Source organism: Lentibacillus salinarum, from assembly GCF_042679865.1.
GTDB lineage: Bacteria > Bacillota > Bacilli > Bacillales > Amphibacillaceae > Lentibacillus > Lentibacillus salinarum.
Genome location: NZ_JBHTNH010000010.1, coordinates 40,022 through 50,884, shown reverse-complemented (window position 1 = coordinate 50,884; position 10,863 = coordinate 40,022). Strand labels below are relative to the sequence as shown.

The window sequence follows — 10,863 nt, the reverse complement described above, 5'->3', positions numbered from 1 at the left end:
TGGTTGTAATAGTAAATCGCGTCACGCAACTTAACTAGTCCGGGTGAGTGGAGGGCGGTGACTCCTGCGGGAAAGCACGTGTCCGAAGACCCCGGAAGAAGCGTTCTTTGCTTCTGAGGAGTCTGAGGCCGTGCCCGCGGAAAGCATCCGCCCGAAGCGATCCCGGACGGCGGGAATGACACGTACTTATAGAAAACAACCCAGCAACAGTTACGTCGCAGTTTATGAATGTTGTGTCAAAAACAACAACCATTTTGAAAACGGCCTAATAAAAAACCACGCGCCTAATCTGCTTCGTATAGAAATACCTGACAATCCCGAAATAAATAATCTGGATCAAAGCAAATGTGCCAAGCACCAGTGCCGATTCATGGACTAGCGAGTAGTCAAACAAATGCGACAGCGCGGTAAGTGCGACTGCCCCGTGCACGAGCGCAACAACAATTGGCGCGAAAAACAGGAGCACCGTCTGACGGTTGATCACTTTTTTCAATTCTTTATCCGTCAAGCCCATTTTGGCAATTGATTTGAACTTTTCCTTGTCTTGATCAAGGTCCGAGTACAATCGGAAATAAAGGAAGCTTCCAGCCGATACAAAGAACACGATGCCGATAAACAACCCAATGAACAACACTGGCCCAAAACTCTTGTTGAGGGTATAAATTGTATAATCAATCGACTGGAATAAACCTGCCTGGAACTTATTCTGTAATATTCCCCCGGCCTCGATGATCGCATCCTTGGATCCTTCTACCGCCTGCCAGGCTATGTGCGTCTTTGTTTCAACAGGTTCCGGTAAGGATTCGAATGTGTCATCATCAACAATATAATACGAATACATTTCCGGCAGCACAACCGTCGATATGAATTGGTTCGGTTGAATACTCCCACCATCCGACAATTCAATTGGCACATCCATCAACCGCTCTTTTTTGGATGCACCTATCATAACTTTCGAACTGTCCGAGACGACGATCGCTTCCTGGTTATCGACTTCAACTTCCGCCTCACCCTGAAGCTCAGCAAAATGATTATATTCCGATTCTTTAGCAATCAGAACCTGTGGCCGTCCGCTGTTATCCACTTCAAAATAATTTAATTCACCTGAAGCCTTGTCAGTCTGAATATCATAGTTATTCAATGTTTCATCAATCATCCCAGTATGTTCCTGTATTTGTGAATTATCCGCTTCGCTGGTGGCGTACGTATACGTATAAGGACTCATGTCTTTTACTTCTTTGGTCAAATACGACTGAAACCCATACAACGACCCAATCGCGCTAAACGCAACGGTCGAAATGATTGCCACCATGAAAAAGGTCCGGGCGTTGTCCTTCATTCGGAATGACAAATCCGAGAAAAGCACCATATTTGTTTTCCGCCAAAAAATACCTTTGCTGGCCTTCAACCGCCGGATCACATAAACACTCAACTGGGTAAACAACAAATACGTCCCGATCGTCACAACAATGATAACCGGCAACATGGCAATGATAACAACTTGCCCCTTAACATACAGTGCCGTTGCGTAACCAGCAGCAAGTAACACCGCAGCAACAATGGCCAGCGTAATAGACGCTTTCGGCTCACCTTTTGATTGTTTGTCTGCTTTGATTAAGTCAACGAGTTTCTTTGTCCGAAGAATAAATGACACGAACAGCGAAATGAACAAAAATAGCACAATAAATGACACAAACGTTACGACAATGGCCCATAACGGAAAATAAAAATGAAGTGCTTCATCAATCACCAGAACATTTTCCGCAAGCAAGAGAATTGCCTTGGCAAACACAAGGCCCAACAAAATCCCGCTTAAGGTTGCAAAAAAGCCGATTAACATATTTTCCATAAAGACCATCAGCCGGATTTGCCTCGTGGACATCCCCTGCATCATCAACAGGCCAAATTCCTTCTTGCGCGATTGTAAAAAGGAACTCATCGAATACAACACGAAGAAAAAGGAAAACACATAAATAATCCCGCCGGCGACACCCATACCGTACAATACCTCGCCTCTTATCGACCCATCAAAGAATGCAGGGTGAAAGGCAAAGATGGCAAATGTAAAAAAGACCATCACGGTAAACAGGCTGCTCAAAAAATAGGCGGCATACAGACGCTTGTTACGGATGACATTATTGATCGCGAATTGACGAAAAGTCACTGTCATCCCCTCCCATCAAGGAAAGCGTATCAATGATGTTTTGGAAAAACGTCTGCCGGCTATCACCACGGTGAATTTCCGAATAGAACTTCCCATCCTGAATAAAAATGACCTGATCCGCATAACTTGCCGCCTGCGGATCGTGCGTGACAAGCATCATCGTTGTTTTCTCCTGTTTATTAAGCGACGAGAGCATCGCCATCACATCCTTGGAGGACTTGGAATCAAGATTTCCTGTTGGCTCATCAGCAAGGAGCAGCTTCGGTTGATGGATCATCGCTCTGGCAATCGCTGCCCGCTGTGCCTGCCCGCCGGATATCTCATGGGTTCGCTTGTTCATGATACCGGAAATGCCCAATTTTTCGGCAATAGCATCAGCCTTCTGCTTCATCTCCTTCACCCGCTTACCATCCAATGTGAGCGGTAGAACCATATTTTCCTCCACCGTCAACGTATCCAGCAAGTTGAATTCCTGAAAAACAAACCCCAACTCACGGCGACGAAACTTGGCCAGATCATTCCGGTTCAGGGTATGCGGATTTTGGCCTTCAATCAACACCTCACCGGTTGTCGGTTCGTCGATCGTAGCAACCATGTTGAGAAGTGTTGTTTTCCCACTCCCCGACGGTCCCATGATGGCAACAAATTCTCCCTTCTCAATGGCCAGATCGATATTTGACAAGGCACGATAGGCGATTTTACCTTCATACACTTTGCTTACATGTTTAACTTGCAGCATATTTATACCCCTTTTCCTCGGGTGTACAGTAACACCCAATATCGCTGTCTTTAGTGTATCGCCCTTTGCCCCGACAAACGATCGATTACCCTTTCATTTTCCTTACATTTGTGTCATGTTCTGGGCTGGTGAAAATATGATACGGAATGTCGTTCCTTCACCTACCATGCTTTCCATTTCAATTCCATGTCCCAAATAATCGGCTACTTCTTTGACAAGAAACAGCCCCATCCCGGTTGACTCCCTGTATTGGCGCCCATTCCCGCCGGTATAAAATGCATTGAAAATCCGCTTCCTGTCTTCTTCGGGAATACCAATGCCGAAATCTGCCACTTCAAAAATGGCCGCTCCCTCCCGTTCATACAATGAAATCATGATTTGATTGCTCTTTCCGGCAGAATATTTCACCGCATTCTGGATGAGCTGTGTCATCATAAACAAAAGCCACTTCTCATCCGTTTCAACAGTTATTCCGGAACGTTCTTTTTCCAGTTTGGGATAGACGTCATTGCGGATGAAAAAACGCTTGTTTTCCAGGTTGACGTCGTGGACCAGGCTTTCCAGCATAACCGGCTTGATCCGGAAATCCTGCTCAATCGTGCGGAGGCGTGCCATGTAGAGAACTGTATTCAAACCTGTTTTGATGCGGTCGGTCTCTTCGCGGATGTTGGACGATTCTGGCTCATCCAGATCGCGGGCCGTCAATTCAATGACCGAAAGGGGTGTTTTCATTTGGTGAACCCAGCGATCAATAAAGGTTAAATGCTCTTCCTTCCTCATTTCGGTCTCGCTGATCTTTTCTTGGTATAGCCTGTACTGCGATTTCAGCAGCTGATCGAGTGCTTTGCCAACCGGCACATGTTCGGTTTTCTGAAGTGATTCATCAAATGACACCATCGGTTTCTCAAGTCGTTTGTAAAATCTGCGCCGTGTAAAGTAACGGTATACGAGATAACTGCTAAATAAGAAAAAACCGATAAAGACCGCGTAGAAAACAGTCCGCATATCCCGGTAACCGTCCAGCCATAGAATAAAGCAAATGAGACCAAACTGGAGTGCTTGCAGCCCAATCAGCAATTGATGTTCTTTGAAAAACAGCTTCATGACTCTTCCGCCTCATTCCAGGTAACAAGCAGCCGGTAGCCTGCCCCCCGAACAGTCTCCACCGCATCATTGATGCCAAGTTCTTGAAATTTTTTGCGTACCCGCGTCATATTCACGTTGAGTGTATTTTCATCCACATACGTTTGATTATCCCACAATTTCTCCAGCAAATCTTCGCGGCCGGCCACTCGCGGATGCCTGCTCATCAGACTTTCAATAATATCCGCTTCTTTTTTCGTGAGGAATACCGCTTCATATCCAAACCTGAGCTCAAGACGTTCCGGCAAGAGTTTCAGCCCACCCTTCTGCAGAATGCGTTCACCGTAACCCGAGGCATACGCCCCGTAAGCCCGGCGTAGTTGACTGCGGATTTTGGCCATGACAACATCCGGGTGAAACGGTTTGGTTATAAAATCATCGCCGCCATTTTCATGCGCCATCACCTGATCCATTTCACCGGTCCGGGCGGAAATGAAGATGACCGGGCAAATTGACTCGAGACGAATTTGCCGGCACCAATAAAAACCATCGAAACTTGGGAGGTTAATATCAAGCAGGACTAAATCCGGGCGAAAGCTGCGAAATGTATCCATCAAGTTATAAAAATCATCGGCTGTAAAAACATCAAATCCATACTTGGCAATAAATCCGTTTAGATGCTCGGCTATTTTCGGATCATCTTCCACAATCATGATTTTTGCTTCCACACATAACCCTCATTTCAGCGTGTGATCTGGCACCATTATAACATTTGTCTCAAACGAATCGTACACGATCCATTCATATTCAGAACAAAAACTGATTGTATTAAGGCAAAAATAATAGTCGGTCACAAAATAGTAAGTATTTTGATATGTTTTTGGAAAGGTTTCTTTTATACTTGTAGAAAGGATTGTGTGAGGGATGAATTTCCATTACGCCCAATATTTGGACGCATATCCTTTTTTGTGAAAATGTGGCGGATTCCATCGAAAATCCCCGTTCATTCTTGCATAACGAAGCCTACATGAAGTTTGGTGCTCAAGGGCCAGATCCGTTTTTTTATTACAATTTTTGGCCGTGGATTAAAGAAGAACCTTTTAATCATATCGGACTGAAACTGCATCAGGAAAAATGTGGCCAATTCCTGATGGATCTTGTTGACAAGGGAAAAGATCGTGCGTAATCAATACAGTGAACCGATCGTCTAATCAACTATAAAAGGGACACGGAATACCACGTCCCTTTTGTTCAAAGATAAGAAAATTGTTGGATGATGTTTTCAATACCGAAATCGGCTAACTCGCCGATTTCTTCCAATCCGACTGCTGATCTCTGGCATCTAAAAAGATGCGTCATCGTTTTTTCTTAAGCTATTTAAACAATTTGCGCATCATTCTGCCTGTTCCCTTTCCGGCAACCCGGCGTCCAATTCTTTTGCCGACCCTTCCTTTTTTCACGGCATTCACATCCCCCAAAATTTTGGAAATGGCGTACAGTGCTTTCCGAATATTATTAATCCGCATGACGCGCGCCTCCCCCTTTCGCATGCTGATGGTCTCAGCATCGTCATTTAACCGGCATACTGTTTCGCCTGCTGTATACCTTTATCGATATTCACAAACCGTAATAAAATAATACCAGCTATAAAAAATACAAGCAACGATACGATTCCGAGTCTACTGGATCCCGTCAACTGGCCGACCAGGCCGAACAGGAATGGCCCGAACACAGCCGCAAATTTTGACGAAATACCATAAAAACCGAAGAATTCTGCTTTTTTACCGGCCGGCACCATTCGCCCGTAAATCGATCGGCTGAGTGACTGGGCACCGCCCTGCACCATGCCGACACATATGGCCAGTAAATAAAAGTGGAGGGCAGAAGCCATAAAGTAACCGAGAATAACAACACCGATGTAAATATAGAGTGTCACATACAAGGCCCTCTTGGCCGTTATTCTGGTCGCCAGCCAGCCAAAGAAAAACGTGAACGGAATACCGACAAATTGTGTGATCAGGAGAGCAATAATCAGTGAATTGGAATCAATCCCGATACCGCGTCCATATATGGTCGCCATGCGGATGATCGTTGAGATGCCATCATTATATAACCAAAAGGCAATCAGGAAAATCAGCAGATACTTAAACTGTCTTATTTCCTTAAAGGTATGAATCACCCGGGAAAAACCGATTGCAGCATAGGATTTTTTCCGAGTTTTGACCGTTTTTTCCTCTTCCTGCACATTTCTGAAAAGCGGGATTGAAAAAATAAACCACCATAAACCGACCGAGGCAAATGACAGTTGGCTCGCCGTTGTCACATCCGGAATACCGAACCAGTTATACTGTGTAATCATCAAAATATTGATAGCAAGCAATATCCCGCCACCTATATAGCCGAATGCAAAACCACTTGAAGACATGCGATCCATTTCATCTTCATCTTTTGCAAGCTCCGGCAAAAAAGCATCATAAAACACATTCGCGCCTGAAAAACCGATATTTCCGACAATCAATAAAATTGAAGCAAACAAATAATCCCCTTCACTAACGAAGGCCAGCAGGATACTGGCAATCATTCCCATATAGGCAAAAAAACGTAAAAACTTCTTTTTGGCTGCGGAGAAATCGCTGATTGCCCCCAAAATCGGTGCCAATATCGCAACAATTAAGACAGCAATCGATTGCGAGTATCCCCAATAGCTCTCGGCCAGACTTTCGTCCAAACCAACAGCAGCCACATCATAATAAAAAACCGGAAGAACTGCTGCCATAATCGTCGTAGCGAATGCTGAATTTCCAAAGTCATACATCATCCAGCTAAAAGCCGTTTTCCGTTTCATACCGTCTCCCCCTATCCCGTCACATGAAAAAAGCCTCACCAATATTCAGGCAAGGCATTGTCGCATCCGGTCACTCCCAGATGAAACTTCTGTATTCCTCACATAATTGCTTAAATTGTTCTCTGTCCCCAGTATCAATGGCATGGTTGATAGCTGTTTCTAATCGCTGTTTATTCCAGTTAAAGCATACCTCATCCAATAATAATTGAGCTGATAACTTCAGTTCAAACGGAACCTCTCGTGTGGCCTTTATGGCCGTCCCAGTATACCGGTAAAGCTGATAGGTCATTTTTTGTTTCTTCAATGGAACATTCCCCCTTGTTCCTTTTTTCCATTATCCTAAATAATTTAAAAATTTGCAAGTATTATTTTTTGGAAATGTTCATGAACGCTACCGGCAGCTAAGGTTTGATATTTCGATAACCTAGAAATCCGGCCACTAATGCAAAAATAGTCAAGACACTGGCCATCCAGCTAATATTACCTTTCATCATCATGGCAATGACCGGCGGGCCTGCCGCAACACCGATAAACCGCATCGAACTATAGAGTGATGTTATGACACCTCGTACACTTTTGTCCAGGCTCTCAGTAATCAGTGCGTCAAGACAAGGTAGCGCCATGCCGATGCCGGTCCCACAAACAAGGAAGATCGACAGCAAATAGACGGGATGATCCATAAATGGAATCACAGCAACAGATACACCGGTCAAAATAACGCCAGTGAAGGTAACCCACTTCATGACATTTAAGTTATCTTTTATTTTGCGTCCACTTATAAATGAAGCAATGGACAGTGCCAGTAATGGAACAGCAAGCAGCATTCCTTTCCAGATGCCTTTGTAATCATATTTCTCCTCAAGAATACTGGATAAATAAAAAAGAAATCCGAATAAAATAAACATAAGGATCGCGCCAATAATAAATACGGCAATCAACCACCGGCCGTGCTGTTTCATGACATCCCTGATAAACCCAATATACGCTTTAAATCGTGTCTGTTTCGCTTTTTCCTCTTTATTTTTAATCAGAAAAGCAACCATTAAGGCCGACACAGCACAGAACACCGGAATGGAATAAAAGGGCAGATACCAGACAGCTGCTGCAAGCGCAGCACCAAGTATCGGACTCAACACCTTCCCGACCGTATTCGATGTTTCGATAATACCAAGAGTCGTACTGGCTTCCTTATCATCTTTAAACATATCACCCACAAGCGGCAACACAATGGGAAAAGCGCCCGATGAACCAATACCCTGCAGTATCCTGCCAGCCAGTATAACTAAAAAAGGATTATCCATCAGCTGCGATGCCAGACCGGCCAGCAGCCCTCCCACCCCGGTAATAATCAATGATGGAATAATCACATTCTTCCTACCAAATCGATCCGATAAAAACCCGGCAACAGGGATTAAGAAAATACCGACAATGGAATAAACCGTAATAATATAACTTGATTGCAGCTTGGAAATGTCCAGTTCCTGTTCCATAACCGGCAGGATGGGAATCAGCATTGAATTTCCCAATGTCATGATTAATGGGATCGAAGCCAATGCTAAAACTGCCCGGCGTTTTTCCTGCTCCTTGAGATGATCCGCCATAACCTTACTCCTTTTTTTGCGTTATAATCACACTAAAATTACTATTTACCTGACAGTCAGTTTTATTCCCGGTGAATAATGGTGTCGATAAATGGCTACTACTGGAAACAAAATAAATGATCATTGTCCGTCCTATTTCTCTGGACGCACAACAGCGAATTTTGATAGACTGTTATAATTGTAACGCGATGTGACTTAAAATGGTTTTTCAAAACGGAGGCCGTTTAGATGGAGAAGGCAAATCATTTAAAAAAAGGTGAAAAAGGTGCCTGGATCAGTATTTATGCCTATATTGTTTTAGCCATAGCCAAATTGGCCATCGCTTCAATCGGGAATTCGGATGCACTGCGGGCGGACGGATTGAACAACACAACCGATGTCGTTGCTTCGATTGCTGTTCTGATTGGGCTGAAAATCTCACGAAAACCCCCAGATGCTGATCATCATTATGGCCATTACCGGGCCGAAACCGTCGCCTCTTTATTTGCGGCCTTTGTGATTGTCACGGTGGGTATACAAGTCATTGCTGATACATTCAGAAACGTGCTGGCCGGTGTAACCGCCCAGCCTCATATGCTAACAGCCTGGACCGCACTTGGGGCAGCTATGGTGATGTATGCCGTTTATCGCTATAATGTGTCACTCGCACGGGAAATCGGCAGCAGCTCACTCGATGCGGCGGCCCAGGATAACCGGTCGGATGCGTACGTAAGTCTCGGCGCTTTTGCCGGCATCATCGGTGCTCAGTTTGGACTTTATTGGCTTGACCCGCTAGCAGGATTGATTGTTGGCATCATCATCTGCAAAACCGCATGGGATATTTTCAGGGATGCCACCCATACGCTAACGGACGGATTTGATGAAAGACAGATTAAAAAAATAAAATCGAGCATAGCGAGAGTGCCCGAAGTTAAAAACGTTGTGGATGTGAAAGGAAGATTCCATGGGAACCAAGCGTTTATTGAGGTAACAATTCTTGTTGACCCCGATTTAAATGTCAAGGAGAGTCACGCCATAACGGAAAGAATCGAACGTTTTCTGCAGGATAAGCATCATATTCCGTATGCCCATATCCATATAGAACCGTATGAATAAGAAAAGCTGTCCATAACGGACAGCTTTTTTGAAAAAAATCATGATAGCCATGCTCACATTGTCAACAAGAAGACTGTCACAATCGCCCCTATGACGACAAAAATAACATTCATACCCAGAAATGCCAACGCAACAGCTGCCAGCCCGCCGAGTAATCCAATATATGGCCGATTAGGTATCACACTCAAAATCCCCGGAAATATGAGAGCACCCAATGCGGCAAAGGGGATGGCGTTCAGCCAGCGGTTTACCCAATCACGGAACTGCAGTTTATCCACGATGTACGCCGGAATGACGCGGGGGATCATCGTTACGAGCGCCATACCGATAATAATGGCTAAAATCATGAATCACCCTCCTTCAGCAAAAAGACACCACTTAAACCACCCAGTACTGTCCCGAATACAATTGCCCAGCCTTCACTCATGAATTGACTGCAAATAAGATTAATAAGCATGGCGATACCTGCCACAAGACCGACACGCCATTCTTTTTTCACCGATGGAATAAGCAAGCCGATAAACATGGCATACAGCGCAATCCCCATGCTCTGACTCAATTGCTCGGGAATCACTTCACCAAGAACGCCACCTAAAAAAGAACCCATAATCCATGACAAATAGGCTGTTAAAATCAGAGCTGCATAAAAATAGGCGCCTTTTTCCATTTTCGCCTCTTTTGTATGTAAGGATGAGACAGCAAATGTTTCATCCGTCAACCCCAGTGATAAAGGTGCCTTCCATCTTATACCAAGATCCCGCAGTCGATTCATGAAAGACAAACTCATCACGAAATGACGAAAATTAAGGACAAACGTGGCGACGATAATTTCTGCAGCACCAGCACCAACAGCAATCATATTGGCTCCCATAAACTGGCTGGCACCGGCAAAAACCATCACACTCATCAATGTTAATTCAGTGAGCGTCATCCCGGCCTGTTTGGCCAGCACACCGTACGTGATGGCAATTGGTAAATAACCGAGCATGATCGGGAAACCCACTGCGATTCCTCTGCGAACCATATGTACTGCCGGGGATGATTTTTGTTTATCTACGACGTCTGCATCCATTCTCGTCCCCTCCCTCAAGTAAAAATTAAGACTATTATAACTTACTTCACCACGAAGAAAAAGTATTTCAGTTTTAAATGGAACATTGACAAACGGTTCATATAACATGTATAGTCGTTAATAATATTTTAACTCAATAGCATCATCCGTGAATGACAGTAGAATCTGTCTGGGCAGCAATCAGAGACGGGGCGTATGGTGGAATCCCCGGCAGGACGGGAGTCGAAGTACACATTCAAACTTGGCGGGTTTTTTTCGAGTGGA

At 44.5% G+C, this 10,863-nt stretch carries 11 protein-coding genes; 1 reads left to right on the top strand and 10 read right to left on the bottom strand.

Annotated elements, in window-relative coordinates:
- Positions 1-265: 265 nt before the first annotated feature.
- The 8 genes from ACFQ4A_RS06735 to ACFQ4A_RS06700 form a co-directional block, all read right to left on the bottom strand.
- Positions 266-2,164, bottom strand: coding sequence for an ABC transporter permease (locus tag ACFQ4A_RS06735; protein ID WP_382398877.1), 1,899 nt, complete (start codon positions 2,162-2,164; stop codon positions 266-268).
- A complete protein-coding gene (locus ACFQ4A_RS06730) occupies positions 2,136-2,903 on the bottom strand; it encodes an ABC transporter ATP-binding protein (protein ID WP_382398875.1) in 768 nt (255 codons plus the stop codon). Before ACFQ4A_RS06730 ends, ACFQ4A_RS06735 begins: the two co-directional genes overlap by 29 nt.
- Before the next feature lie 102 nt (positions 2,904-3,005).
- Positions 3,006-4,007, bottom strand: a complete 1,002-nt coding sequence (locus tag ACFQ4A_RS06725; RefSeq protein ID WP_382398873.1) for a sensor histidine kinase — start codon at positions 4,005-4,007, stop codon at positions 3,006-3,008.
- Positions 4,004-4,699, bottom strand: a complete 696-nt coding sequence (locus tag ACFQ4A_RS06720) for a response regulator transcription factor (RefSeq protein ID WP_382398883.1) — start codon at positions 4,697-4,699, stop codon at positions 4,004-4,006. Before ACFQ4A_RS06720 ends, ACFQ4A_RS06725 begins: the two co-directional genes overlap by 4 nt.
- 660 nt (positions 4,700-5,359) lie before the next feature.
- Positions 5,360-5,512, bottom strand: a complete 153-nt coding sequence (locus ACFQ4A_RS06715) for a hypothetical protein (RefSeq protein WP_382398871.1) — start codon at positions 5,510-5,512, stop codon at positions 5,360-5,362.
- A 47-nt stretch (positions 5,513-5,559) separates the two neighbouring features.
- Positions 5,560-6,831 carry an MFS transporter gene (locus ACFQ4A_RS06710; protein ID WP_382398869.1) on the bottom strand — a complete coding sequence of 424 codons (1,272 nt, stop codon included), beginning with the start codon at positions 6,829-6,831 and terminating at the stop codon, positions 5,560-5,562.
- 70 nt (positions 6,832-6,901) lie between these two features.
- Positions 6,902-7,135: an IDEAL domain-containing protein gene (locus ACFQ4A_RS06705; protein ID WP_382398867.1), complete on the bottom strand. Its 234-nt coding sequence runs from the start codon at positions 7,133-7,135 to the stop codon at positions 6,902-6,904.
- Positions 7,136-7,232: 97 nt separating this feature from the next.
- The gene (locus ACFQ4A_RS06700) at positions 7,233-8,432 is read right to left on the bottom strand and encodes an MFS transporter (protein ID WP_382398865.1); all 1,200 of its coding nucleotides are present in this window, start codon (positions 8,430-8,432) and stop codon (positions 7,233-7,235) included.
- Between the two features lie 228 nt (positions 8,433-8,660).
- On the opposite strand from ACFQ4A_RS06700, the gene ACFQ4A_RS06695 reads away from it, so the two are divergent.
- The gene (locus ACFQ4A_RS06695; protein ID WP_382398863.1) at positions 8,661-9,527 is read left to right on the top strand and encodes a cation diffusion facilitator family transporter; all 867 of its coding nucleotides are present in this window, start codon (positions 8,661-8,663) and stop codon (positions 9,525-9,527) included.
- A 53-nt stretch (positions 9,528-9,580) separates the two neighbouring features.
- Here ACFQ4A_RS06695 and ACFQ4A_RS06690 read toward each other — a convergent pair whose 3' ends face one another.
- Both ACFQ4A_RS06690 and ACFQ4A_RS06685 read right to left on the bottom strand, forming a co-directional pair.
- On the bottom strand, positions 9,581-9,874 hold the full coding sequence (locus ACFQ4A_RS06690) for an AzlD domain-containing protein (protein WP_382398861.1): 294 nt from the start codon (positions 9,872-9,874) through the stop codon (positions 9,581-9,583).
- Positions 9,871-10,599: an AzlC family ABC transporter permease gene (locus ACFQ4A_RS06685; protein ID WP_382398859.1), complete on the bottom strand. Its 729-nt coding sequence runs from the start codon at positions 10,597-10,599 to the stop codon at positions 9,871-9,873. The genes ACFQ4A_RS06690 and ACFQ4A_RS06685 overlap by 4 nt, the downstream gene beginning before the upstream one ends.
- Positions 10,600-10,863 lie beyond the last annotated feature (264 nt).

What these genes read in the sequence shown, in the direction of transcription:
- ACFQ4A_RS06730 (WP_382398875.1), bottom strand. Translation starts at nt 2,903, where the DNA reads ATGCTGCAAGTTAAACATGTAAGCAAAGTGTATGAAGGTAAAATCGCC.
- ACFQ4A_RS06725 (WP_382398873.1), bottom strand. Translation starts at nt 4,007, where the DNA reads ATGAAGCTGTTTTTCAAAGAACATCAATTGCTGATTGGGCTGCAAGCA.
- ACFQ4A_RS06720 (WP_382398883.1), bottom strand. Translation starts at nt 4,699, where the DNA reads ATGATTGTGGAAGATGATCCGAAAATAGCCGAGCATCTAAACGGATTT.
- ACFQ4A_RS06715 (WP_382398871.1), bottom strand. Translation starts at nt 5,512, where the DNA reads ATGCGGATTAATAATATTCGGAAAGCACTGTACGCCATTTCCAAAATT.
- ACFQ4A_RS06710 (WP_382398869.1), bottom strand. Translation starts at nt 6,831, where the DNA reads ATGAAACGGAAAACGGCTTTTAGCTGGATGATGTATGACTTTGGAAAT.
- ACFQ4A_RS06700 (WP_382398865.1), bottom strand. Translation starts at nt 8,432, where the DNA reads ATGGCGGATCATCTCAAGGAGCAGGAAAAACGCCGGGCAGTTTTAGCA.
- ACFQ4A_RS06695 (WP_382398863.1), top strand. Translation starts at nt 8,661, where the DNA reads ATGGAGAAGGCAAATCATTTAAAAAAAGGTGAAAAAGGTGCCTGGATC.
- ACFQ4A_RS06690 (WP_382398861.1), bottom strand. Translation starts at nt 9,874, where the DNA reads ATGATTTTAGCCATTATTATCGGTATGGCGCTCGTAACGATGATCCCC.
- ACFQ4A_RS06685 (WP_382398859.1), bottom strand. Translation starts at nt 10,599, where the DNA reads ATGGATGCAGACGTCGTAGATAAACAAAAATCATCCCCGGCAGTACAT.